23 protein-coding genes and 1 tRNA gene are annotated in these 24,099 nt (G+C 43.9%); 17 read left to right on the top strand and 7 right to left on the bottom strand.

The genetic code is table 11. The features are described from left to right. The first annotated feature begins 26 nt into the window (after positions 1–26). The 4 genes from ESB13_RS20195 (at position 27) to ESB13_RS20180 (ending at position 3,092) form a co-directional block, all read left to right on the top strand. Complete coding sequence (locus tag ESB13_RS20195) at positions 27–467, top strand: carboxymuconolactone decarboxylase family protein (RefSeq protein WP_129005511.1); 441 nt, start codon at positions 27–29, stop codon at positions 465–467. Between the two features lie 225 nt (positions 468–692). After that, a complete protein-coding gene (locus ESB13_RS20190) occupies positions 693–1,442 on the top strand; it encodes a hypothetical protein (RefSeq protein ID WP_129005510.1) in 750 nt (249 codons plus the stop codon). 22 nt (positions 1,443–1,464) lie between these two features. After that, the gene (locus tag ESB13_RS20185) at positions 1,465–2,451 is read left to right on the top strand and encodes a hypothetical protein (protein ID WP_129005509.1); all 987 of its coding nucleotides are present in this window, start codon (positions 1,465–1,467) and stop codon (positions 2,449–2,451) included. Then, on the top strand, positions 2,448–3,092 hold the full coding sequence (locus ESB13_RS20180) for a hypothetical protein (RefSeq protein ID WP_129005508.1): 645 nt from the start codon (positions 2,448–2,450) through the stop codon (positions 3,090–3,092). Before ESB13_RS20185 ends, ESB13_RS20180 begins: the two co-directional genes overlap by 4 nt. Here ESB13_RS20180 and ESB13_RS20175 read toward each other — a convergent pair whose 3' ends face one another. Both ESB13_RS20175 and ESB13_RS20170 read right to left on the bottom strand, forming a co-directional pair. Continuing rightward, positions 3,093–3,581 carry a GNAT family N-acetyltransferase gene (locus ESB13_RS20175; RefSeq protein WP_129005507.1) on the bottom strand — a complete coding sequence of 163 codons (489 nt, stop codon included), beginning with the start codon at positions 3,579–3,581 and terminating at the stop codon, positions 3,093–3,095. Positions 3,582–3,658: 77 nt separating this feature from the next. Then, on the bottom strand, positions 3,659–4,204 hold the full coding sequence (locus ESB13_RS20170) for an NAD(P)H-dependent oxidoreductase (RefSeq protein ID WP_129005506.1): 546 nt from the start codon (positions 4,202–4,204) through the stop codon (positions 3,659–3,661). A gap of 106 nt (positions 4,205–4,310) precedes the next feature. On the opposite strand from ESB13_RS20170, the gene ESB13_RS20165 reads away from it, so the two are divergent. The 8 genes from ESB13_RS20165 (at position 4,311) to ESB13_RS20130 (ending at position 13,795) form a co-directional block, all read left to right on the top strand. Beyond that, positions 4,311–4,676: a winged helix-turn-helix transcriptional regulator gene (locus ESB13_RS20165; protein ID WP_129005505.1), complete on the top strand. Its 366-nt coding sequence runs from the start codon at positions 4,311–4,313 to the stop codon at positions 4,674–4,676. Between the two features lie 173 nt (positions 4,677–4,849). Beyond that, positions 4,850–5,665, top strand: a complete 816-nt coding sequence (locus ESB13_RS20160) for an oxidoreductase (protein WP_129005504.1) — start codon at positions 4,850–4,852, stop codon at positions 5,663–5,665. Positions 5,666–5,690: 25 nt separating this feature from the next. Next, the gene (locus ESB13_RS20155) at positions 5,691–6,128 is read left to right on the top strand and encodes a DUF2147 domain-containing protein (RefSeq protein ID WP_129005503.1); all 438 of its coding nucleotides are present in this window, start codon (positions 5,691–5,693) and stop codon (positions 6,126–6,128) included. Between the two features lie 48 nt (positions 6,129–6,176). After that, positions 6,177–7,082 carry a helix-turn-helix domain-containing protein gene (locus ESB13_RS20150; protein WP_129005502.1) on the top strand — a complete coding sequence of 302 codons (906 nt, stop codon included), beginning with the start codon at positions 6,177–6,179 and terminating at the stop codon, positions 7,080–7,082. A 149-nt stretch (positions 7,083–7,231) separates the two neighbouring features. Next, complete coding sequence (locus ESB13_RS20145) at positions 7,232–8,044, top strand: SDR family NAD(P)-dependent oxidoreductase (RefSeq protein ID WP_129005501.1); 813 nt, start codon at positions 7,232–7,234, stop codon at positions 8,042–8,044. 237 nt (positions 8,045–8,281) lie between these two features. Next, positions 8,282–9,325: an efflux RND transporter periplasmic adaptor subunit gene (locus ESB13_RS20140; RefSeq protein WP_129005500.1), complete on the top strand. Its 1,044-nt coding sequence runs from the start codon at positions 8,282–8,284 to the stop codon at positions 9,323–9,325. 23 nt (positions 9,326–9,348) lie between these two features. Continuing rightward, complete coding sequence (locus ESB13_RS20135; RefSeq protein WP_181955315.1) at positions 9,349–12,480, top strand: efflux RND transporter permease subunit; 3,132 nt, start codon at positions 9,349–9,351, stop codon at positions 12,478–12,480. A 22-nt stretch (positions 12,481–12,502) separates the two neighbouring features. Then, positions 12,503–13,795: a TolC family protein gene (locus tag ESB13_RS20130; protein WP_164974290.1), complete on the top strand. Its 1,293-nt coding sequence runs from the start codon at positions 12,503–12,505 to the stop codon at positions 13,793–13,795. A 281-nt stretch (positions 13,796–14,076) separates the two neighbouring features. Here the strand turns inward: ESB13_RS20130 and ESB13_RS20125 are convergent. From ESB13_RS20125 to ESB13_RS20110, 4 genes are all read right to left on the bottom strand, one after another. Beyond that, a tRNA-Ser gene (locus tag ESB13_RS20125) sits at positions 14,077–14,165 on the bottom strand. A gap of 97 nt (positions 14,166–14,262) precedes the next feature. Beyond that, positions 14,263–15,693, bottom strand: a complete 1,431-nt coding sequence (gene dnaA, locus ESB13_RS20120; protein ID WP_129005498.1) for a chromosomal replication initiator protein DnaA — start codon at positions 15,691–15,693, stop codon at positions 14,263–14,265. Positions 15,694–15,830: 137 nt separating this feature from the next. After that, positions 15,831–16,769, bottom strand: a complete 939-nt coding sequence (locus ESB13_RS20115) for a bifunctional metallophosphatase/5'-nucleotidase (RefSeq protein ID WP_129005497.1) — start codon at positions 16,767–16,769, stop codon at positions 15,831–15,833. Continuing rightward, complete coding sequence (locus ESB13_RS20110; RefSeq protein ID WP_129005496.1) at positions 16,759–17,508, bottom strand: 5'-nucleotidase C-terminal domain-containing protein; 750 nt, start codon at positions 17,506–17,508, stop codon at positions 16,759–16,761. Before ESB13_RS20110 ends, ESB13_RS20115 begins: the two co-directional genes overlap by 11 nt. A 112-nt stretch (positions 17,509–17,620) precedes the next feature. On the opposite strand from ESB13_RS20110, the gene ESB13_RS20105 reads away from it, so the two are divergent. The 5 genes from ESB13_RS20105 (at position 17,621) to ESB13_RS20085 (ending at position 23,046) form a co-directional block, all read left to right on the top strand. Further along, the gene (locus tag ESB13_RS20105; protein WP_129005495.1) at positions 17,621–17,995 is read left to right on the top strand and encodes a DUF3127 domain-containing protein; all 375 of its coding nucleotides are present in this window, start codon (positions 17,621–17,623) and stop codon (positions 17,993–17,995) included. A 122-nt stretch (positions 17,996–18,117) separates the two neighbouring features. Next, on the top strand, positions 18,118–18,735 hold the full coding sequence (locus tag ESB13_RS20100) for a porin family protein (RefSeq protein ID WP_129005494.1): 618 nt from the start codon (positions 18,118–18,120) through the stop codon (positions 18,733–18,735). A gap of 88 nt (positions 18,736–18,823) precedes the next feature. Further along, a complete protein-coding gene (locus tag ESB13_RS20095; RefSeq protein WP_129005493.1) occupies positions 18,824–20,446 on the top strand; it encodes an NAD(P)/FAD-dependent oxidoreductase in 1,623 nt (540 codons plus the stop codon). Positions 20,447–20,750: 304 nt separating this feature from the next. Then, positions 20,751–21,704, top strand: a complete 954-nt coding sequence (locus ESB13_RS20090) for an ABC transporter ATP-binding protein (protein ID WP_129005492.1) — start codon at positions 20,751–20,753, stop codon at positions 21,702–21,704. A 19-nt stretch (positions 21,705–21,723) separates the two neighbouring features. Beyond that, positions 21,724–23,046, top strand: a complete 1,323-nt coding sequence (locus ESB13_RS20085; protein WP_129005491.1) for an ABC transporter permease — start codon at positions 21,724–21,726, stop codon at positions 23,044–23,046. Here ESB13_RS20085 and ESB13_RS20080 read toward each other — a convergent pair. Continuing rightward, on the bottom strand, positions 23,043–24,035 hold the full coding sequence (locus tag ESB13_RS20080; RefSeq protein WP_129005490.1) for a sugar phosphate nucleotidyltransferase: 993 nt from the start codon (positions 24,033–24,035) through the stop codon (positions 23,043–23,045). The two genes, ESB13_RS20085 and ESB13_RS20080, sit on opposite strands and share 4 nt — an antisense overlap. Positions 24,036–24,099 lie beyond the last annotated feature (64 nt).

The raw sequence follows: 24,099 nt of genomic DNA, 5'->3' as shown, positions 1-24,099 counted from the left end.
TAACATTCATAGCAAAAACATATTTTATGAATAACCGTATCGACATCACAGCCTTGGAGCCTGCTGCCTATAAAGCGATGTATGCCCTGGAAGTTACGCTTCAGCATTCTTCGCTCACCAAAATCCAGAAAGAGCTGATAAAAATTCGCGCATCACAGATCAACGGATGTGCATTTTGCCTGGACATGCACACCAAAGACGCACTGAAGTATGGAGAAACCCAGCAACGGATCTTTCTACTGAACGCATGGCGGGAAACAACACTTTATACCGAAGAAGAACGCGTCATTCTCCAGATGACGGAAGAAGTTACTTTAGTCCATCAACATGGCCTGAGTGACGAAACATATGCAAAAGCCAAACAATTATTTACCGACAACCAAATCGCCCAGATACTGCTGTCCATTGCCACCATCAATACCTGGAACAGACTGGCCATAAGCACCAACAAGCCAATAGGAGAATAACAACAGAGACAGAATGATAAATAGTGGCGGAAGATGATGGCAATAAAAAAAACTCTGATTTCGCCCTATCTTTTTTTATACTTTTTTATATGGAACAAATATTGATTAGTATACCGATGACAAAATATAAGCTATCCTGTTCGGCTTTGCAGTCCCTTAGATAAGGTATGAATGAAAGGGAAGATCGGAATAGCATTCATTGAAGTACACCAATTTTGTTAACATATGTTTTTAGTTTACGGTCTTTACGATTATGTTTTAGGAGAGAAGTGGATAGAAACCCAACTTACCAATGAACCCACCCCCTCGCAGTACCAGATTAAAATAGTAGTTCCTGCCCGAACGTTTATAGGGCTGCCCTTTGGTGGCGGCTTCATGAAGGTGGCCCGCGTTTACAACAAAAACGGTCAGAAGGTACGCTCAAAACATTATTCAGAGGAGCTTAAGCAAGAGATCAATCGCTTTAAGCAAACATTTACCATCCCCTATTTTCAGCTTTGGAAAGGCATGCTCTATGCTGTCGTAGCGATAGCCGTTGTGGCTGTGTTTATGCACTTTAAAAACAAGGCAAAGATGAACGAGCTGGGCAACCAGCAATCACATATGAAAGCACAGTTAATGCAAGTAAAAGAGGGACAGCGTTATGGCGTCGTGTTTTTTACCGACAAGGACGGTAACAGTGTCGATGGATTGCCTGAAGGCTGGATCCTGATACAGAAAATAGAAGGAGATACCCTGTTTGTAAGGCGCTCCAAACAGACCACGCCACTGCATGTTGTATTTGAAATGAAAAACCTCGAACCTATAAAACCCTCCTCTGACAATGAGTGGGAAAGTCGTGTAGAAAAAGTGAACTACTCACTCCTGAAGGAACAATTAGGAGAGCCGGAAAAGAAAAACTACGATGCTTCGTATATCGGCAGCGATAAACAAAAGTATTCAGGAGTTTGTTTTACGCTGAAAGGTGCAGAATAGGAGCTGCTCTTAATTATACGCTTTGAAAAAATACGGATTCATTATTTTCTGGGGGCTGTTTATCGCCTACTTCATCTTTGTACATCCGTGTATCATTTACTATGGTACGGGATTAAAGAGCCCTTATCAGCTGGCAAATAGCTCGCCATACAGGGCCATATTATATCTCTTCCTTTCTGTTTTCCTATGGTCGCTTTGTTGGGTGTCATTGGCCTATGCCGGCGTATTTTCTTTGTTTTCCAAAATAAGGAGCATACGCTACCTGCAGCTATACGGCAGATCGATACCTATAGTCATTAACAATGTAAGGAAAATAAAAGATGGTCAATGGCCTGTTTTATCTATCAGCTTTAAGCTGAAGAATTTTGCAGGCACCATGATTGAAGATAGCCTGGTACTGAAAGACCGGTATCCGGAACGTAATAGATTTGCCCGGGGAGCAAACGCGCAACTTCTCGTAGACGAGGAGTTGCGCCGGACTCCCTATTGCATTTTACAGGATTCGGATTATAAGATAAGCGTCATAAATGTGCTGATAAGGACGATTATTGTACTGGCGCCTGCCGCTGGCATAGTGGGTTATTATTGCTATGCCTATCAACAGGAAAATAGGGGCTATGGCTGGCGTTTTTTATCGGCTTCGCACCCGCTGTTGCTGATCCCACTCATTGCCCTTTTTGTGGCACTTATACTTTACTTTGTTTTTATCAAGCTATTGAACATACGTAAAAACCCCTACCTGCTCTATAAGGGCAGAAGGACGATAGCAGAAGTATTGTCACTAAAACAAACAGGCACTACGGTCAATGATTCGCATATGATCCGTTTAGAGCTGCGTTTCAACGACGAGCGTGGAAATAGGCACCAGGTGAGCACCAAAAAACTTGTATCGCCATTGGAAATGGGGCAATTTGCGGAGCTTAAAGAGATTCCTATCTTTTATCTTCCTGCCCATCCGCAGCACGTGGAATTAGAAGAAGTGTTAATTGCCAATACAAATATATCATGAAGCGATCTGCCCTCTTACGTATAACGCTGGCGGCCGTTATCTGTACGGCTATTGCAGGTATGCTGTTTAAAACCAATTTCCAGGATACAATTGAAGACACCCTGGCAGATAAAGCTGGTGTTGCCGGAAACAACACCAGCGCTGTGCCATTACAGGATCAGCCGGCTTTTAGCTTTGACTGGACCAACGAAGCTACCCTGGATAGTGCCGAATATGCGCTTATAAAGCGACTGGGAGTCCCTAAAGAGGCTATCCGGGTATTGGAGGATATTCATTTTTATGACGATGGCCGCATCCGTTTGGAAATCCAGGATCCGCATAATGCAGAACATCTTGACGAATATTATTATGAAAAAGGCGAGTGGCAACAACCCAAGCCAGTAGTCACTTCAATCAAAGATCCGTGGCAGGAGCGGCTATTTTCGCTTGACAAGATAGCGTTCCGTGCAGTATCGCGTATCGCAAAAACCTTCAGGAAAAAGAAACAGGAAATAGAGGGAGCAGCGGATGTAACTCATATTTACCTGGTCAATACCCGCAAAGGCCTGCTTTGGTATCCGCGTTCGTTTGAAGGATCACGAGAGAGATATGCTGTTGAGTTTGAGCTTACCGGACAACTACGCCTGTTTGAACGTGAGTGATCATAACTTCCGGGAATAGAATAAGGTATCAACAGCCATTAAAGGAAAGCTTTTCGGCAAGTTACCCTTAGGTATGCTTTCAAAACCATTACGTTCATAAAATCGCTGGGCGGCTTTCAACGCCTCTACAGTTCCCAGGTACAGGTGAATGACTCCATTATGCTCACTGTATTTTATCAGCGTATTTAACAGCCGTTGCGCTATCCCCGCTTCCTTCCCCCGGTATTCCTTTTTTACAAACATCTTCCTGATGACACCGTTGTTGTCCGGAGTTACAATAAGAGCAATAGTACCTACCAGTTGTCCGCCGCTGAATGCCCCCCAGAAACAGCCGCCTGTTCTATGATAACAGGCTTCAATATCGAGCAGATCGGGCTGATCATCGATGGTTACGGGAACATTAAATTCAATTTGCTGGATGGGAAGTATCAACTCCACCGCTTTTGAAGCGTCTTCATTATTTAGCGGGCGAATAACTAAATGTTCCATATCCGCAAATTTGAGCTTTTTTAATGAATAGACGGCAGAAACCAGGTAGCGCAAGTCGTGCCGGCATTGACACAACGTCATTTCAACGTTTCGATCAGCGCCATAAGTTTGGCTGCATGCTCTTTTGCCTTGCATTTTATGTCGTTTTCTGTATAACCGGCAGCCAGAGAAGTGCCATGAAAGTAAACGGGGCTGATGTAATTCATTTGTGCGTAATAGGCAGTCTGCTCCAGGTTTTTACAAAATTCATTTACGTGGAAATGATGTTCGCCTAGTGTGTAATACTCTTTTTCAGGTGCTCCCACAGTAAAACTCGGTACAAAATTTTTGCCTTTAAGCTTGTCACCTCTTGAGCCATAGGCAAACTGGTATTCAAACACCACATCGAACCAATGCTTTAAAATGGCAGGCATATTATACCAGTAAAAAGGGTACTGAAAGATTATCGTGTGATGCCTGAGCAAAGCCTCCTGCTCCGCCTGGGCAACGATTTTATAATCAGGATACAAATTAGCAATGTTCCTTATTTCAATACCCGGAGCCTTTTCCCGGAGTGCTTCCATAATGGTTTTGTTCGCAAATGACTTATCGATATCGGGATGCGCCAGAATAATTAGTGCCATAATCTTATCTTTATATCTGATACTATCATATTTATAGTACAAAGCTATTTCCGGGTACCTTCATTAACAATAACTATCTAATTGGATAGGTCTAAAAAAGTTTAAAATGAAACCAGAGTGTATTGGAGATTCTGTAAAACTTAATGGAAAAACTTACCCCTGTACGGTAAGCTTAACCATGGACCTGGTAGGTGGTAAATGGAAGGCAGTAATACTTTACCATCTGAAAGACGGCGAAAAAAGATACAACGAACTTCGCAAAGAAATGCCGGCCGTAACGGAAATGACTTTGAGCATACAACTGAAACAACTGGAGAAAGACGGCCTGGTTTCGAAAAAAGTATTGGGTCAAAAACCTCCGCTAAAAACAATTTATAGTTTAACTGACTTGGGATACAGCTTTGTTCCCGTCTTAAACGCCATCACCACCTGGGGCAACCAGGTTGCCCACGCACAAGGATCGTTCGAATAACCGGCCCCCAACTACCATATAACAGATTGATTTCAAAAAATTATGTTGCCTAACCGGGCTCATTTCAGCACCTTTTTTCCACATCTGAGAAAAGTATACAATTACCAGTAATTAGTATTAGCAGCAAGGAACATTTATAAATGATCTTTGATTTATTAATTTAATAGAAAAAAATGAAAAAGGTAATACTAATTACAGGTGCAAGTTCAGGGATGGGTAAAGAAACAGCCCAAAAGCTTATACAAGAAGGACACACCGTATACACTGTAGCCCGCAGGATTGACCAGATGGAAGATCTCAAAAAACTGGGAGGACATCCCATCAAAATGGATGTAACCAGGGAAAATGAGATACAGGATGTTGTAGATACAATTATCAAAGAACAAGGCAGGATAGACATACTATGGAATAACGCAGGATTTGGCCTTTATGGTTCAGTGGAAGATGTTCCGCTGGAAGAAGCCAGGAGACAAATGGAGGTGAATGTTTTTGGTATGGCAGCAATGACGCAAAAGGTTGTTCCTCATATGCGGAAAGCCAAAAGCGGCACAATCATTAACACTTCTTCAATGGGCGGCAAAATGTATTTCCCTATGGGAGCCTGGTATCATGCCAGTAAGCATGCAGTAGAGGGACTAAGCGACTGTTTACGACTTGAACTGAAGCCATTCAACATCAATGTTGTTGTACTTGAACCAGGATTTATTGCTACTGAATTTGGCTCTGTATTGCTGGACGGTTTTGCTAAAATCAGGAAGGATAGCGCTTACAGGAACATGATGGAAAAAATTATCGAGGGTACAAAAAAATCCGCCGAAGGAAACGGCTCTTCAAAGCCAGAAGTCATTTCCAATACTATTATTAAAATAGTAAATAGCAGCAAGCCCAAAACACGTTACCGTGTCGGCAAGTTTGCCAAACCAATGGTTTGGATGCGTACTTACCTTGGAGATAATATGTTTGATAGAATAGTTATGAGCCAAATGTAATCTTAAAACAAAAAAAACTAAAAAAATGAAATCAATCAGAATTCTGTTTTTCCTAGTACTGGCATTATTTTCCAAATCATTTGCCCAAACAGGAGAGAGTGCGATTGTAGGCATCTGGGAGTCGGACAAAAAAGACGTAAGGATGGAGATCTACAAAGAAAATGGTAAATATCTGGGTAAATATTTATGGGGAGCGCAGATTGTAGAGAGCGATGGCGTCACCTCCAAGAAGGATGTTAAAAACCCCGACACCAAGCTGCGTTCCAGGAACCTGATTGGAATCGTAAGCCTTACCGGGCTTAACTGGAATGGAGAAGAATATGTAGATGGTAAAATTTATAATGCTCCAAGTGGCGACTACTACAATTGTAAAGCATGGATCAAGGATGGTAAAATGTTTTTGCGTGGTTATATGGGCGTTTCCCTACTGGGAAAAACGGCAAGTTTTCATCGTTATAAGTAAGCCAAAGATCATGCAATAGCTATAGAGCCGGCACTAAAACTGATTTATATGAAACCTATTATGCAATTGCATAGCATATCTGAGATCAATAATTTTGTACAAGGTGTAACGAAACACCCTCTCGCAGCAGTTATTGATTTCAGTAAAATAGATGAACACATCCATGAGGATATAAGGGTTAGCTGCAATTTTTACGCTATCATGTTCAAGAATTATTGCGCCAACAAAATCCGCTATGGAAGAAAGTTATATGATTTCCAGGAAGGAAGTTTGATTTGTATTGCCCCCAGGCAGGTGATGACTATGGACAGCGATATAGAAAAGAAAGATGATATGGTTGGGTGGGGGCTTTTTTTTCATCCAGACCTGGTAAGGGGTACCACGCTGGGTTCCAAGATGAAAGATTATACATTTTTTTCTTATGAAACTTCGGAAGCACTGCATTTATCGGAAAAGGAAAAACAAACACTACTTGACTGTGTACTGAAAATACAGAGCGAACTGGAGGAGAATATTGATACCTATAGCCAGAACCTGATTGTCTCGAACATAGAGGTACTATTAAACTATTGTTCCCGGTATTATGGCAGGCAGTTTATAACAAGAAAAAATAGCAACCGGGATGTAATTTCACAAGTAGAGAAGGTAATACAGCAGTATTTCGATTCAGATATTTTAAAAGAAAAAGGACTACCAACGGTATCTTACCTGGCAGAGAAAGTTAATTTGTCACCCAACTACCTGAGCGATTTACTAAAGAAGGAAACGGGAAGAAATGGCCAGGATCATATTCATTATTATGTGATTGAAGAGGCAAAGAACATTTTAAGGAATACAGACAAAAGCATCAGTGAAATCGCTTATTTACTGGGATTTGAATATCCCCAATATTTCAGCAGGTTATTTAAACAAAAAACAGGCTGTACCCCCCAGCAGTTCCGGAACTTAAATTAATCGCCCCTTCCATTAATTCTTACTGCCGGCGCACACCATTATACACGCCACATTAATTACCTGAAATCGTATACAGAATACGTTGATTTGTATAAGATGAAAACATAGTACCCAAGCTATTTTTGATAATAATAAATAAATTATCAAAAATGAAAAAGGTAGTTTTTATCACAGGGGCATCTAAAGGATTTGGCAGACATTGGGCTGAAGCTTTATTGCAGCAAGGCTATGCTGTAGTTGCAACAGCGAGGAAGCTGTCTGACCTTAATGATCTGACAGAGAAATATGCAGAGAATGTGTTGCCTTTACAGCTTGATGTAACCAACCGAAGCCAATGTCATGAAGCGGTGGCAGCAGCAGTTGAACACTTTCATCGTATTGACATATTAATTTCCAATGCCGGTTATGGTCATTTCGGATTTATAGAAGAGCTCACGGAAGAGGAAGCCAGAAAGCAATTCGAAACAAACGTATTTGGTTCACTCTGGATTATTCAGGCAGTAGTGCCTATTATGAGGGAGCAGCAGTCGGGCCATATACTGCAGGTTTCGAGCATAGGCGGAATCACTGCATTTCCGAGCCTGGGGATCTACAATGCTTCAAAATGGGCAATTGAAGGGCTTTGCGAAGCATTGGGTCACGAAGTGGGAATATTTGGCGTAAAAGTAACCCTTATTGAACCGGCAGGTTATGCTACCGACTGGCAAACCGTATCTTCTTCACACAGCAATCCTATTGCAGCGTATCAGCCGGTAAGAGATCACCTGATGAAGATGGCCGAAGGTTATAAGCCAGGCAATCCTTCGGCCACCAGCTCAGCCATTTTAAAAGTAATAGAAGCAGCAAACCCACCATCACGTTTGCTACTGGGGGCTTTTGCCTGGCCCCTGATAGCACCTGTTATTGAACAAAGAATGGACACGTGGAAAGAATGGCTGGAAACCTCTCAGCAGGCACAATAAACGCCCCCCTTTGACTGAAACGAATGAAAGAGCAGCGTGTTGCTATAACCGGAAGATGTAGGCTGTTTTGATTTGATAAGCAACACCTGCTCTTCATTCAATAATCTGCCGGGCTGCCGGAAATTTTCCAGCGCAGCAACAGACCACTTCACATATCTCTTTTCGGCAGAATGCGCTATCGGGCAATGAGCGAAGTATAGCCGGGTGATTGATAATAAACAAAACAGGTTGAATCAAATGAAAAATAAATATTACTCCATCTTCCCCGTTGCCGTATCGGCTTTTGTAATCGCAGGGTGTGGACATGGAAACAAAGAGATCAAATTAAATGAAGAAGTGGTGAAGGTGCAAGCCACTGCCGTTATGTTAAAAGACAAGGCCGAAACACTTTCGTACAGCGGCAGCATTGCAGCAGATAACCAGGTAACACTCAGCTTCCTGGTTCCGGGGCAGGTATCCGGGGTTTATGTGCAAGAAGGGCAGCATATAAATTCCGGACAATTACTGGCAGCTCTTGAACCAACAGAATACAGGAACAACATGCTGCTCACCGAGGCAGGCCTTGAACAATCGAAAGATAATTTTGCGCGATTGAATCTCCTGCATCAAAGCGGGAGTTTACCTGAGCGTGATTTTATTGCAGCGAAGGTAGCGCTGGCGCAGGCTGAAATCAACAGAAATCTCGCGTTAAAGCGGTTGAATGATACTAAAATATTTGCGCCATTCAGTGGCATTATCTCTTCCAAACAAATCGAAAAAGGAGCAGCGGCAGGCCCAGGCGTAAATGCATTCAGCATCGTTAAAACAGACCAGGTATATGCCCAGGCATCCATTACCGAAGAAGATATTGCCAGAATTGGCATTGGAGATGAAGTTACCGTCACTATTCCTGCCTTAAAAGATTCGCTGCGGGGGAAAATTTCCATCATCAATCCTGAGGCAGATAATGCAAGCCGGACTTTTATTGTAAAAGTGCGGCTAGGCAACAGCACCGGAAAAATACTTCCCGGCATGCTTAGTACCATTAATGTATCGACCCGTCATACCATCTCGCAGCTTTCTGTTCCGGCGCAAGCTATTATAAGAGATGCGGATGATATTCCCTATGTGTATATAGTTGATAAAAACAACCGGGCTATCCGCAAAAGGGTAAGAACGGGAAAGTTGTTATCGAATGAGGTAATGCTACTAGGTGGAATACAGGATAAAGACCTGGTTGTAACAGAGGGGCAGAACAAATTACATGACGGGCAGCAGGTAACACTGATAAACCGTTTATAAACATTTTAAAGAGTCTGGCAATCATGCAAAAGCGAAGGTTAAATATTATTGAGGCGTCGATGAAATATCACCAGATAACACTGGTGATAACCGCTGTACTGGTGATAGTAGGAATCATTGCCTTACTTACTATGCCCCGTAGTGAAGATCCCAGGATTACAGTCAGGCAGGGGCTTGTATACGCTCAATATCCAGGGGCAGACGAGCTGCAGGTTGAAAAGCAGGTCACCAATAAAATAGAGCAATACCTGTTCAGCTTCGAGGAAGTGCGTAAGGAGAAAACACATTCAGAAACCAAGAACGGCCAGGCAGTTATCACTGTAGAACTTAATGAAGATGTAAAAGATCCTAAAAAGTTCTGGAGCACATTGCAGCATGGGCTTAATACCAGTTTGCGGCAGTCGTTACCGCAGGGAGTTTTAGGCCCCGTGGTGAATAGTGATTTCGGCGATGTTGTGGCGCAAATGATTACGGTTAGCGCTGCCGGCCGCAGTTACGCAGAACTGGAGCAATATGTAGACAAGCTGGAGGATGGTATTAAAACGCTTCCCGCGGTATCGAAGATCAATCGTTATGGCGGCCAGCGGCAGCAGATTTATGTAACAGTCGACGATGAAAAGTTACGAGGCCTTGGTATTGATTTTTCAACTATCGCTTCTGTACTGCAAGTACAAAATGTAACCAATGCAACGGGTAACATTACATTGGCGGCCAATAATGTCCCCATCTTTGCAGATAGCCGGTTCAAGGATGAGAATTCCATTGCAGCGCAAATTGTTTACAGCACGCCTGAAGGCAGGGTTATACGCCTGAAAGATATAGCGCGTATTGAGCGGCGTTATGAAGAGTTGAGCAGTTATATCAAAGTTGGCGACCGGAATGTAATGATGCTTACGGTACAAATGCAGCCCGGACGGAACATCGTGGACCTGGGCAAGCAGTTGGAAGCAAAGATTGGACAGGTAAAGCAAATGCTGCCTTCCGATGTATCGGTGAATGTGATCGTAGACCAGCCCGAGGTGGTGCGTGAGCGTGTCAGTCATTTCATGTTTGAGTTTGCGATGGCCATTGCATCGGTTATTATAGTAGTGATGCTGCTTTTACCTTTGAGAATAGCTTCTATTTCTGCAATAGCCGCCCCGGTATCGATAGCAGTGACTTTCGCCGTGCTGAATATCATAGGTATTGAAATTCACCAGGTAACACTGGCAGCTATGATCATTGTATTGGGCATGGTGGTTGACGATGCCATTGTAATTGTAGACAACTACATTGAGAAACTCGATGAAGGTATCCCCAACTGGACGGCAGCCTGGCAAAGTGCCACGCAGCTTATGATCCCGGTATTTACCGCTACCGCAGCGATTATTTTTGCATTTCTGCCTTTAGCCTTTGTACTTAACGGGCTCACCAAAGAATTTATCCAGGCACTACCCGTTGCCGTATCAGTAGCTTTATTTGCTTCATTCCTGGTAGCGATACTGTTAACTCCTTATTTGTGCTACCTGTTTCTTAAGAAGGGGCTTAAGCATAAAATCAGCGACAGGCCTGTGCGCAAAAACATGCTTGACCGGATGCAGGACTGGTATAACCGTGCAGTAGAATTTTGTTTTCGCTGGCCTAAGAGTACGTTAACAGCCGGGGTACTGGCAGTGTTTGCCGGCTTTTTCCTGGGCACCAGGGTAGATCAGGAATTATTTCCTACGGCTGAACGAAGCCAGTTCAATATCGAGTTATGGATGGAGAACGGAACTGATATCAAAGAAACGGATAAGGCGGTTAAGAAAGTAGAAGCAGCCATTAAAGATGATAAGCGGATAGTAAGAGTAGCCAGCTTTGTTGGCACCAGCTCTCCCCGTTTTCATAGCAACTACGCACCGGAAACTCCGCGCGAGAACTACGCCCAGATTTTTATTAATACTATCAGTAATGAAGCCACTGAAGATATGGTACACGAGTACCTTGTAAAATTTCATGATTTTTTGCCCAACGGTTATGTGCGCATCCGGCAACTGTCGCTGAAGCAAACACCAGCTCCTGTGGAGGTAAGGATCTCCGGCGACAATTTAAACGATCAAAAACGTGTTGCCGAAGCGGTAGCCCGGATTTTACGCCAGGCCAGGGGAACCAACTGGATAAGGACCGATTACCAGGACGATTATTTTGGAGCCAGGGCCGTTATCAAAGAGGATGAAGCGGCGCGACTGGGAGTGAGCAATAGTGTTATTACACAAGCGCTTGGAGCGGAAGTAAAGGGCTACCCGGTTTCTACACTTTGGGAAGGAGATAAGCCAATAGATATATTGTTACGCCTGGATACTGCCAACCGCAGCAGCTTTGATGATTTACAACATATTTATATTACCAGCAGGTACAATACCAAAGTTCCTTTAAAAGCAGTAGCGGACATAGAGCCTAGCTGGCATACCGGCGTGATTGCTCACCGCAACGGGTTACGTACATTAACGGTGCTTTCGGAAGCGCAACTGGGTATTAAAGCTTCTGTAATCATGCAGCAGATAAAGCCCGAAATAGCGCGCTTAAAGCTCCCCTCCGGCATATCAATCAGTTATGGAGGTGAGGAAGAATCTGCCGGAGAAAGCGGCCCCAATATGGCAAAATCGCTTATGATAAGTATAGTACTGATATTTCTGACCTTGTTGTTTCAATTTAAGAATATTGGTAAAGTATTGATTGTACTGGCCACTTTCCCGCTTAGCATATTAGGTGCTATGCTTGGATTGATCGTTACAGGAAATCCTTTTGGTTTTACAGCCTTTATGGGAGTTATCAGTCTTATGGGAATTGTGGTTCGCAATGGGATTATTCTTGTGGATTATGCAGATGAGCTGGTACGGGAACATGGTTATACAACAAAAGCAGCAGCGCTGGCATCTGCGAAGCGAAGGATGCGGCCGATCTTTCTTACATCTTCGGCAGCAGCAATAGGGGTAGTTCCTATGATTCTCGGGAAGTCGCCTTTATGGGCTCCTCTCGGCAGTGTACTGGCGGTAGGACTTCTGGCATCAATGGTCATGACCCTATTTATTGTGCCTGTGCTTTACTATCGCTTTATTAAGCCGGCTCCTTCCGTGCAGGATTTGCCTCAACCGGATTATCATGATCCTATTCAATACAAGCCTTCTCACTTATAACAATGACAGAAACAGGAAAACGATGAATTACAGTTTAGATAAAAATGTGAGCCATTTACTGTTCACGCTGATAATTGGATTAGCGACGCTGGGCAGTGCGCGCGCACAACAAGTGTTACAACTGGAAGACTGTTTAAAAATGGCCAAAGCCAACAATAATAATATCCGTGCTGCGCAGGAAAATGTGGAAGCGGCGAAAGAAGCTAAACAGCAAAGGGATATTGCCGGCAAACCAACCTTGGATGGTTCTGTCATGGGCTTTTACTTTGGAAGGCCACTCAACAGTTTATTACCTGAATATGCGGTCAATCCCGGCGTAAGCGTGGGGCAGGATATTTATAGCGGCGGAAGAACCAAACTATCGCGATCTGCGGCGGCAAAGAGCCTTGAAATTGAGGAAACACGCAAGCTACTCACGACATCGGACGTGCAGTATAATACAACCAGGGCCTACTGGCAGTTTGTTGCCAGCCATGAACAGGTAAAGCTTGCCCGGCAGAGTATAAAGCAGTTGGAAACTTTATATAACGATTTCAACACGCAGTACCAGGCGGGCATCATCTACAAAAATGACGTACTCAGGGCCAAGGTTCAGTTAACAGAAAGTGAGCTTGCGCTCCGGCGTGCGAAGGATGCTTTACTTATTGCAGAAGATAACCTGAAGCAAATAATTGGCATAAGCGATTCGGCATACGTTATTATAGCAGATACTTCCATCAGTACGGGAGAAGCGCTTTTCGTGAATGCAGGCGGTATAACTACACAAGCAGACAACGCAGAAATAGGCATCCTTAAAAAGTCACTTGAATCGGCAGAAATTCAGCGTCAGCTACTGAAAGCGGAGTCATTGCCTTCCGTGAGGCTGGGAGCGAATGGTATCATGTCTATGGGGAAACAGGGCGTTAACCCATCGAACAATAGTAATTTCCTGGCAAGCTATTATGGTATGCTCAATGTGAATGTACCCATTTTCGACTGGGGGGTCAGAAAACGCAGGGTGCGGGAACAAGATCATAGAATCAATGCACAGTCATTACAACTGAAAGATCGCACCGAGCAAATCAATATAGAATTGAAGCAGGCATATCTACAGCTAGACCAGTGTCACCAGAGAATCAGCTTAACCAGCTTATCGTTACAACAGGCGGGAGAGAATTTGAAACTCAGTAATGACCGGCTTAAAGCAGGTACCATTACCGGCAGAGATGTACTGGAAGCACAAACAATATGGCTGCAGGCCTATAACAACGTCATTGACGCCAAGATTGAATTGAAGATAGCGGAAGCGAATGTAAATAGAATACTGAATAAATGAAATGAGCCGGCAGGCACTATTCAATACCTGTCCAGCATGCAATAGACTTATCAATTTTTTTAGCAGGGTTGTCTTTTCAGCAAATTGCCCACCAGTTGGGCAATTTTGCGTTTAAGCCCTTCCGTTATCCGGGATCAAGCGAACCAGGTTGATTTGGATCAAGTTGAAAATTTGGGGGATGCTAAATATCCCCGTTGATTTTTCTTTTCAGCGCGAGAAACCTGGGAAGCTGCATTAATATAAAAGCCCCCGGATCTTTCGATTCGGAGGCTTAAAGCTTGCGGTGAGGAAGGGATTCGAACCCTTGGTACAGTTTAACCCGTACGGCAGTTTAGCAAACTACTGATTTCAGCCACTCATCCACCTCACCGTTGAATATCTAAATTCAAGGGCTGCAAAGATAAGCGTAAAAGTGATATTTCAAAATTTGAAGGCCAAAAAATTGAAAATCATTTTACTGCCTCTTTTTACATCGCAGCCAGTTGTACTTTTTGTGTTAACTCCATCACGTTTTCACGGAACAGGCTGTCGGTATCCATCAGGTCTTTTACTGTTTGACAGCTATGGATCACTGTAGTATGATCGCGGCCACCGAAATGTTCTCCGATTGTTTTCAGGGAATTTTTGGTGAATGCTTTAGCCAGGTACATTGTTATCTGGCGTGCCTGTACTATTTCACGTTTACGTGTTTTCTGCAACAGCTTATCATACGATACGTCGAAGTATTCACATACCATTTTTTGAATGGCTTCGATGGTAATTTCCTTACTGCTGGTTTTAACGAAGTTGCGCAGCACCTTTTTAGCCAGTTCGAGATCAATCTCTCTTTTGTTGAGAGAAGACTGGGCCAATAAGGAGATCAATGCGCCTTCGAGTTCGCGAACGTTGGTACTGATATTATAAGCCACATACTTCACTACCTCTTTGGGCATATCGAGGCCATCGTTCTTCATTTTCTTCTCCAGGATCTCGATACGGGTGTCGTAGTCGGGAAGCTGAAGATCGGCGCTTAATCCCCAGCGGAAGCGGCTAAGCAGGCGCTCCTGCATGCCGTCGAGGTCTTTAGGCGCTTTATCGGATGTTAAGATCAGTTGCTTGCCACTCTGATGCAGGTGGTTGAAGATAGCAAAGAATGCATCCTGTGACTTTTCGGCGCGTGCAAAGAACTGCACGTCATCGATCATCAATACATCTATCAGCTGATAGAAGTGAATAAAGTCGTTGATAGCGTTGTTACGGCTATGATCCTGGAACTGGTTGATGAATTTTTCGCTGCTTACATATAATACCACTTTATTAGGGTGCAGCCTTTTTACTTCATTACCGATACTTTGCGCCAGGTGTGTTTTGCCAAGTCCTACCCCACCATATATTACTAATGGATTGAAAGAGTTGGCTCCGGGTTTTTCCGCAACAGTTTTACCTGCCCTGCGGGCCACACGGTTACAATCGCCTTCGATAAAGGCATCGAAGGTATAAATAGGATTCAATTGCGGATCGATCTGCATTTTCTTCAATCCTGGAATCACAAAGGGATTCTTAACCGGATTGTTGATCACCAGCGGAAAGTCCATTTCATTGTTAGTATATGTCCTTGCCGTGCTGGCAGGAATATCCATGGAACCATTACGACCATTATTACCGCTATCGACCATGATGCGGTATTCGAGGCGCGCTTCTTTACCTAATTCACGTTTCAGTGTTTTTGCCAGGAGGTTAACGTAATGTTCTTCCAGATATTCAAAGAAGAACTGGCTGGGCACCTGTATCATCAATACAGATTCCTTCAGCTCTACAGGTTTTATAGGCTCGAACCAGGTTTTAAAATGTTGCCATTCTACAATGTCCTTAATTATCTTTAAGCAATTGATCCAAACTGTTTCAGCGGTCTTTGCCATATAATTAGTAAAAGATTTATCAAGATTTCTTTAATAGGGCTTCGGAAAATGGTCCAAAAAAACTTCTTCACTTATGTTGAAAAAATTTTTGAGACAGAGGGCGAATATCGAATCTTTAGTGTTGAAAAAAAAATTTTTTAGTCCCTTGCTTTTTCCCCAATAACAACAGTATTAGCTTTCACCAAATTTTTCTTTTTTCCTCTGTCAAGATTAAAATCCAATCGCCCCAATTGTATGCCTGCCCAACCTACCTGATTCACTATTACATCGGCATTAGAACGATTTTTATAGCTACGCGGCTGTGCAAAAAAACGATGTGTATGGCCCCCAATGATGAGGTCTATATCATACGATTCTTTTGCGAGAATTTCATCACTTATTTTTCCATCGTCATATTTATCCCCAAGATGCGATAAACAAATGACCATGTCGCAGCCTTCTTTACGTCGTAAAATGTTCGCATTGGTATTAGCAGCGGTTATAGGGTCGCTATAAACAGTTTTGCCGTACAGGTTTTCCGGCACCAGTCCCTGCAGTTCTATACCAACTCCCAATACACCTATTTTCAGGCCAGCTTTTTCAAAAACCTTGTATGGGAGCGATTTTCCTTCCATAGCGGTGCCTGTAAAGTCATAATTACATACAAGAACAGGGAAAGAAGCGTGCTGAAGTTGTGTTGCAAAATTTTCGATACCGCCATCGAAGTCGTGATTACCCATGGTAACGGCATCGTATTGCATACGGCTCATCGCTTTTATTTCGGGTTCACCCTTGTATACATTAAAATAGGGGGTGCCCTGAAAAATATCGCCTGCATCTAATAATAATACATGTTCCTCCTCCTTTCGTATCTGGCTGATGAGTGTTGCCCTGTTGGCTACACCACCCAATCCCTGGTATTTGCCTCCATCCATGGGGAAGGGATCGAGCCTGCTATGCACATCGTTGGTATGGAGGATGGTAATATTATTACCGGCAGGTGCAGCCCTGGCAATACCCGGCAGCAGACCTGAAGCAAATACCGCTCCTCCTGCCAATACAGATTGCCTGATGAACTTTCTTCTATCACTTAACATTGGTAACACGATTTTCAATAGCTGATTGGATGGGTTTATGCTGGGCAGTCAGTTCTTCTACGTATTGGATAAGGGCATCTCTATAGAGGTAACCTGTATTCTGCTGAGGCAGGGGACGAAGCATATCGCAATTATCTCCACCATTGGCAACGTAATCGGAATTCGCTACTATATAGACAACATTTTCGTCAATAGGTTTACCATTAACGAGAATATTCACAGCTTTATGGTTCTGTATTTGCATGGAGGCTCCTGAGAGTGGCCATCCGCCGCGTGCGGCAATATGATCCAGGAATGTTTTGAGTACAGCGCCCTTTACTTCCTGCAGTACTATAATATTGTCAAAGGGCATCAACTCATATATATTACGCAGCGTTATTTGCCCCTGGGGCAGATCGGCCCTTATGCCATCATAGTTAACAACCGCCACATCGACAGTCTTACCAAACTTTTTAGCTGCCATATAACGCATGACATCTGCCATAAAGTTACCTAGTTCCGATTCGGGGGCTTTCTTCTTCAATGGTGCTGTAACCTGACCAATGATCTTTCCCATGGCCTTATCTACACTATCGCGATAGGGTATTAACAACGACTGAATACCTGTATCGGGCACATAAGTCTTACCGATATCATAGTCTTTGTAAGCAAGCTTAATTGTGTTGTTTTTAGGCGTACCGCAAGCGGTAGCTACAATACCAATGGCAGCGATGGCTGTTATGAAGCGTGTCTTATTCATACAGATGACGGAGTGATTTGAAGGTACATATTTTTGAATTGGGCGGGTTCAATTTTTTTTGGGGTTACACAGAAAAAATTAGACCTATTTTTGGCGCAAACCAAAGTAAGTTATGTCGTACGAAGTAACAGGCAAACTCGTTGCCAAATTTGATATTGTTCAGCGGACCGAGACATTTAAAACGCGCGAATTTGTGATTGAGAAGACGGAGGATGTTAATGGACGAGCTATTACCAATTACATTAAATTCCAATGTGTACAGGATAAAACAGCGATGCCCGATAAATATGCTATGGGAGAAGAGGTAAAAGTTCAGTTCAATATCAAAGGAACAAAATGGGTGAAAGATGGCAGAGAGAATTATATCACCAATCTTGATGCATGGAGAATGGAAAGTGTAAAATTAACACAGCAATCTGCGCCTGACAATACATCGTACAGTGATTTTTCATCGGAGCAAAATGTAGTTGACGATCTGCCTTTTTAATTTGCCGGCTACCGCCAATATTTGTTAGACACCGTTAATACAATTGTTTGTTACCCGTGAAAAAACGGGGGAACACATTACAATATATTTTATTTCCTTTGCGCTCAATTAAACAAAAAACCATGAAAAAATCGTTTTTACTGCTTGCAGTAATTGCATTTATCAGTATTCATTCTTCTGCACAAACGGTATCTACTGTTAAAACAACCCCCATCAGCTTTGGCCTGAAAGCTGGTATTAACATCAATACCATGGTAGGATCGTCAAACAATCCTCTTAGTGATAGAAGTTCCTTAGTTGGTTTAAATGCAGGTGTGTTCGCTAATTTTCATGTAAGCGAACAATTTGGTATTCAGCCCGAGCTGGCCTGGTCTACGTTAGGTGCAAAATTTGAAGGCACGCTTGTAGGCATGCATTATAAAGAAAAGCAATTGCTTAATTACCTGACACTACCTGTTCTGGCAAAATACACGCTTGCCAATTCTGGTTTCAGTTTATATGCTGGCCCCCAGATTGGTTTCTTATTAAGCGCTAAAAGCAAACGGTCCGATATAGCGTATTCTAATAAAGACAACTATAAAAGCACTGACTTTGCAGGTGTTGCGGGTGTTGAATTTGAATTCCCCCATACACCGTTTAACATCTCTGGCAGATACCAGTTTGGTATCACCGAGGTAGGCGAAGTAGGATCTGCCAGGAACAATGCAGCTACTTTTACTGTAGGTTATCGCCTGAGATAACGGATACAAAATATTATCTTTGCAAAAGGGATCAGTTATTAACTGGTCCCTTTTCTTATTTCACATTTTAGGATAAATACCTAACTGTATGCAGCAAAAAATAGCGTTAAGGTTACTTCCTGCCGAAGCGGCAGATGATCATTTGGTACAGCAGGCCATAGCAAGAGAAACGGGACATCCATTCCTGGATATTACCGGGTTTCACCGTTTAAAGCAGTCGATAGATGCACGCAGTCGCCAGCAGATCTGGATTAACCTTACAGTGCTGGTCTTCATCAATGAGCCTTTTACAGAACGCGCAACCGTTCCCATTATTTATAAGGATGTAACAAAAGCTGATCACCGGGTGGTTATCGTAGGGGCCGGACCGGCGGGTTTGTTTGCTGCTTTACGCTTAATAGAAGCAGGCATACAACCTATTGTGCTGGAACGCGGAAAGGATGTTCGCGCACGCAGGCGTGACCTGGCACTACTTAATAAAGAAGGGATCGTTAACCCCGACAGTAATTATTGTTTTGGTGAAGGCGGTGCAGGCACCTACAGTGACGGCAAATTATATACACGCAGCAATAAGCGCGGGGATATAGACAGGATACTGCAGTTGTTCACCCAATTTGGAGCAGATGAACGTATCATATATGAAGCGCATCCGCATATAGGCACCAATAAGCTGCCGCATATTATCACTGCCATGCGGGAAGCCATTCTTCGATATGGGGGACAATTTCATTTCGAGCAGAAGGTTACCGGCTTCATTATAGACAAGGATAGTATCAAAGGCGTGCATACAGCCCAGGGGGCAAGCTTTGAAGGCGCCGCGGTAATACTTGCTACGGGGCATTCGGCCCGTGACATTTTCCGTTTGCTTGCAGAGAAGAAGATCATCATTGAAGCAAAACCGTTTGCATTGGGAGTACGCGTGGAACATCCGCAGGCTTTGATCGACGGCATACAATACCACTGTTCTGTTCCCCTGTTCGGGGGAGCCAGTAACCGGCCGGAGCATTTGCCTCCTGCGTCTTACAGCCTGGTAGAACAGGTAGACGGCCGCGGGGTATTTAGTTTTTGTATGTGTCCGGGTGGCATTATAGCGCCAGCTTCTACCGATGATGGCGAGCTGGTGGTGAATGGATGGAGTCCGAGCAAGCGTAATAATCCTTATGCCAATAGCGGCATGGTGGTGCAGGTAGAGATAGCCGATGCCATGCAAAGCATGAAGAAGAGCGGTATTAAGTATGACGAAAAAGATCCGCTGCTGATGATGCATTTTCAGCAATCGGTAGAGCGGAAGGCTTTTGATATTGGCGGCGGCCGCTTTGTAGCGCCGGCGCAGCGGATGGCCGATTTCTGCAGTAATAAGATCTCGGCAGACCTGCCAGACTGCAGTTATACGCCGGGCGTTACCAGCGCCGATATGCGTGCCGTACTTCCGGCATTTATAGCCCGGGGATTACAGGAAGGCTTCAAGGCATTCGGCAAACGTTTAAGGGGCTACTATACCAATGAGGCCAATATTGTAGCTACAGAAAGCCGGACTTCTTCGCCGGTGAAGATACCAAGAGATGCGGACACACTGGAGCATCCGCAGATAGGCGGACTGTATCCTTGTGCAGAGGGAGCAGGTTATGCGGGTGGTATTGTAAGCGCCGCTATGGATGGGGAGAAGGTGGCGGCTGTGATCGCCTTAAAGCTTACAGGAGTTAGTTATTAAGCCGAGAACAGTTTCGCCGGCGTCCGTATTTGCCTTTGCACGGGGGGCTGGCCCCGGGCAAAGGCGATGCAAGTGCGATACAAGTGCGATGCTTGTGCGATGCAAGTGCGGTTAGAGTAGCTCTACAGTATATCTATGGCATATCTTATTCTCATTACGCTATTACTATCTTCTTTTCGGGGCCGGGGCGTTCCTTTTTACCATTTATCATTTATTACCACCGCAGGATATGGAAAGAACGGATATGGGCATAATATGCCATATCATGGGGTAGATTTCATTAATTTGTAGCAAAATCGCTACTATGTCTCTTCTTGTATTACAAAACCTGAAAAAGTATTATTCTACGCAGAAGGCAGTGGATGATATCAGCTTTACAATAGAAAAAGGAAGCATTTTCGGGTTGCTTGGACCTAATGGCGCAGGGAAAACTACTTTACTGCGGATGGTAACAGGCATTTTTTATCCTGATGAGGGTAGCATTATATTCGAGGGCAGGCCTTTCGATGCTTTGAAAGACATTCGCCGTATAGGTTATATGCCCGAAGAACGGGGGCTGTATAAGAAAATGAAGATAGGCGAACAGGCGCTTTACCTGGCACAGCTGAAGGGATTAAGTAAGGCTGAAGCCATGGAAAGGATCAAATACTGGTTCACACGGCTGGATATGCAAAGCTGGTGGAACAAAAAGGTAGAGGATCTGAGTAAAGGCATGAGCCAAAAGCTGCAGTTTGTTACTACCGTATTACATGAACCCAGCCTCATTATACTGGATGAACCTTTCAGCGGACTTGACCCTGTAAACGCCAATCTTATCAAGGATGAGATCTTTATGCTGGCCCAAAAGGGATGCACTATTATTTTCAGCACACACCGGATGGAACAGGTGGAAGAGATCTGCGATCATATTGTGCTGGTAAATAAAGGCAGGAAAATACTCGATGGCACTGTACAGCAGATAAAGCAGGACTATAAGGAAAATCTCTTCAGCTTACAATTGCAACAAAAGCCTGCTGTTATTGAAAGCACGGCTTTTGAAGTGTTGGCCGGCCAGCAGACAGGCAAGAAAAACAATACGCTTACTGTTCGTATCCATGAAGGATATAACAGCAACCAGGTGTTACAATATTTTATAGAGCGGGGTGTAGTTATTGAATCGTTTCACGAAATACTGCCAAGTTTGAATGAGATCTTCATCAGGGAAGTAGAACAAACCCATGACGCCATTACGCGTGCCTTTCAAAATGTAGCATCCTAATCCTCCAATTTCAGCCTTTATGAATAAGACGCTTTTAATTATACAGAGAGAATACCTGAGCAGGGTAAAGAACAAGACCTTTTTACTTACTACCATACTAACACCTTTGCTATTTGTATTGCTTATTGGGGGTTCGGTCTTTCTTTCGATGAAAGGCCAGGAAAACCAGCGGATCGCTGTGTCTGATAGCAATGGTTTCTTTAAGGATCATCTGACGAACAGCAGTAAGCTCACATTCGAATTTCCGCAGGGTGTTGATACCAGTAATTACCTGGCACGTGGTTACTCGGCCATACTTATGATACCAAAGTTTGAAGGCACCTCCAAATCAAACTATATCCTGCGTTCCAAAAAGAGTATTGGCATAGCGGCTGAAGGAGCGATAGAGGATAAGATCAATGGCGCGATAGAAGATCATATGCTGGAGCTGGCAGGCGTTCACCGGGCAGCTTTGGACTCGATACATAAAGAATCGCGGTTTGCGGCGTTAAAGTCGTACCAGGAAAAAGGTTCCAGTGCTTCTGAGAGCAGCGGGCAACTGGCCTATATTATAGGTTATGCAAGCGGTTTCCTCATTTATCTTACCATGTTCATTTATGGTGTAATGCTGATGCGTGGGGTGATGGAAGAAAAAACCAACAGGATTGCCGAAGTGGTTATCAGCAGTGTGCGGCCTTTTCAGCTGATGATGGGAAAAATAATTGGTATTGGGGCCGTAGGGCTTACACAGTTCTTGTTATGGGTAGTGCTTATTATCATTTTATATAGCGGGGCGCAATACCTGATTGCCCCGGAAACCATGCAGCAGGTGCAGGCCATGCAACAGAATGGCGGGATGGCTATGGGTGGACAAACCAGCGCCATGGCGGAAAAGATCTATAACATTCAACATGTATTCGGCATTGTGAACTGGCCGCTGGTGATTGGTTGCTTTGTGTTTTACTTCCTGGGTGGTTATTTATTTTATGCTGCCCTGTTTGCTGCAGCAGGCAGCGCAGTAGAAGATATACAAAACTCGCAGAGTTTAACCATGCCCATTACCATGCCCATCATATTTTCGTTCATTATCATGACCACGGCGATCAATTCACCGGATAGCCCTGTAGCGGTATGGGCCAGCATTATTCCCTTCAGTTCCCCTATTGTTATGATGGCAAGGATTGCCTACGGTGTTCCGGGAACGGTGCCTTACTGGCAACTGGCGTTAAGTATGCTGTCGCTGGTAGTTGGATTTTTGTTCACCACCTGGCTGGCCGGTAAAATTTACCGTACGGGCATACTTATGTACGGCAAAAAGATCACCTGGGCCGAGATGCTCAAATGGGGTTTCAAGAAAGTTTAACCGAAGTCTATTTCAGTATTGTCTCCAATGTTCAGGCTTCGGCTCAGGCCTTTTACGCTGGCATCGCTTCCCAGCAGGGAATTGTCGACCACTACCTCGAACAAATTGGTGTAAGAACCAATGATGCTGTCGCGGACAATAGAATACTGAACGGTAGTATTGGCTCCTATGGCAACATGGGGGCCAATGATCGCGTTTTTAAGTACTGTACCTGGACCTATACTTACGGGAGGGATAATAATAGAATTTTCTGACAGTACTGACTCGTGCACCTGGCCGCCGAATTTTTTAAGTAAGGTGGCATTACTTTCCAGCAAGGTTTCTTTTTTACCGCAGTCGAACCAGTTCTTCACTTTAAAGGAGCGGAATTTTGCCCCTCTTTTAATCATGCAGTCAAGTGCATCGGTTAAGTTATACTCGCCGTAACTGCGGATATCCTGTGCAAACAGGTGATGCAGGCAATCGTACAGGAACTGTGTTTCCCTGATCTTATAGAGGCCTACCAGGGCCATATTGCTTTTGGGGATGGCGGGTTTTTCTACCACATGCTCGATAAAACCTTCCGGGTCAATTTCGGCTACGCCAAAACTGCGGGGGTCGTCCACTTTTTTAACGCCCAGCATGCTGTAGGGGCTTTCTATGACCTCTTTAACGTCGTATTCGCAGATAGTATCACCGAGTGCTACAAAAACTTCATCTTCGCCAACAATGTTACGGGTAAGTTCCACGGCGTGCCCGGTACCCTGTCTTTCGTTCTGCTGAACGAAATGACATTGGAGATGAGGATATGTTTGTTGTACATATTCCTGGATTTTATCGCCGAGGTAGCCTATAATAAAGATAAATTCATTGATGCCAGCGTCGTGAAGCTGGTCTACGATGAAGCTCAGAATTGTTTTTCCTGCTATAGGAATCAACGCTTTAGGCTGAGTATAAGTGTGGGGGCGTAATTTGGCCCCTGCACCTGCTACAGGGATTATTGCTTTCATGAATGATCTATCTCTTGCTCGTTAAGAAGGCGTGAAAATAGGAAAATCCTGATTCCCGCCAAGT

Source organism: Filimonas effusa, assembly GCF_004118675.1.
Classification (GTDB): Bacteria; Bacteroidota; Bacteroidia; order Chitinophagales; family Chitinophagaceae; genus Filimonas; species Filimonas effusa.
The sequence above is the reverse complement of the archived record's forward strand: the minus strand, read 5'-3'. Positions and strand labels throughout refer to the sequence as shown.

Coding starts and splice junctions, on each gene's coding strand:
- ESB13_RS20100 (WP_129005494.1), top strand. CDS start 18,118: ATGAAAAAATCGTTTTTACTGCTTGCAGTAATTGCATTTATCAGTATT.
- ESB13_RS20160 (WP_129005504.1), top strand. CDS start 4,850: ATGAAAAAGGTAATACTAATTACAGGTGCAAGTTCAGGGATGGGTAAA.
- ESB13_RS20155 (WP_129005503.1), top strand. CDS start 5,691: ATGAAATCAATCAGAATTCTGTTTTTCCTAGTACTGGCATTATTTTCC.
- ESB13_RS20140 (WP_129005500.1), top strand. CDS start 8,282: ATGAAAAATAAATATTACTCCATCTTCCCCGTTGCCGTATCGGCTTTT.
- ESB13_RS20090 (WP_129005492.1), top strand. CDS start 20,751: ATGTCTCTTCTTGTATTACAAAACCTGAAAAAGTATTATTCTACGCAG.
- ESB13_RS20175 (WP_129005507.1), bottom strand. CDS start 3,581: ATGGAACATTTAGTTATTCGCCCGCTAAATAATGAAGACGCTTCAAAA.
- ESB13_RS20105 (WP_129005495.1), top strand. CDS start 17,621: ATGTCGTACGAAGTAACAGGCAAACTCGTTGCCAAATTTGATATTGTT.
- ESB13_RS20080 (WP_129005490.1), bottom strand. CDS start 24,035: ATGAAAGCAATAATCCCTGTAGCAGGTGCAGGGGCCAAATTACGCCCC.
- ESB13_RS20135 (WP_181955315.1), top strand. CDS start 9,349: ATGCAAAAGCGAAGGTTAAATATTATTGAGGCGTCGATGAAATATCAC.
- ESB13_RS20190 (WP_129005510.1), top strand. CDS start 693: ATGTTTTTAGTTTACGGTCTTTACGATTATGTTTTAGGAGAGAAGTGG.
- ESB13_RS20085 (WP_129005491.1), top strand. CDS start 21,724: ATGAATAAGACGCTTTTAATTATACAGAGAGAATACCTGAGCAGGGTA.
- ESB13_RS20170 (WP_129005506.1), bottom strand. CDS start 4,204: ATGGCACTAATTATTCTGGCGCATCCCGATATCGATAAGTCATTTGCG.
- ESB13_RS20195 (WP_129005511.1), top strand. CDS start 27: ATGAATAACCGTATCGACATCACAGCCTTGGAGCCTGCTGCCTATAAA.
- ESB13_RS20130 (WP_164974290.1), top strand. CDS start 12,503: ATGAATTACAGTTTAGATAAAAATGTGAGCCATTTACTGTTCACGCTG.
- ESB13_RS20115 (WP_129005497.1), bottom strand. CDS start 16,769: ATGTTAAGTGATAGAAGAAAGTTCATCAGGCAATCTGTATTGGCAGGA.
- ESB13_RS20095 (WP_129005493.1), top strand. CDS start 18,824: ATGCAGCAAAAAATAGCGTTAAGGTTACTTCCTGCCGAAGCGGCAGAT.
- ESB13_RS20145 (WP_129005501.1), top strand. CDS start 7,232: ATGAAAAAGGTAGTTTTTATCACAGGGGCATCTAAAGGATTTGGCAGA.
- ESB13_RS20150 (WP_129005502.1), top strand. CDS start 6,177: ATGAAACCTATTATGCAATTGCATAGCATATCTGAGATCAATAATTTT.
- dnaA (WP_129005498.1), bottom strand. CDS start 15,693: ATGGCAAAGACCGCTGAAACAGTTTGGATCAATTGCTTAAAGATAATT.
- ESB13_RS20110 (WP_129005496.1), bottom strand. CDS start 17,508: ATGAATAAGACACGCTTCATAACAGCCATCGCTGCCATTGGTATTGTA.
- ESB13_RS20165 (WP_129005505.1), top strand. CDS start 4,311: ATGAAACCAGAGTGTATTGGAGATTCTGTAAAACTTAATGGAAAAACT.
- ESB13_RS20180 (WP_129005508.1), top strand. CDS start 2,448: ATGAAGCGATCTGCCCTCTTACGTATAACGCTGGCGGCCGTTATCTGT.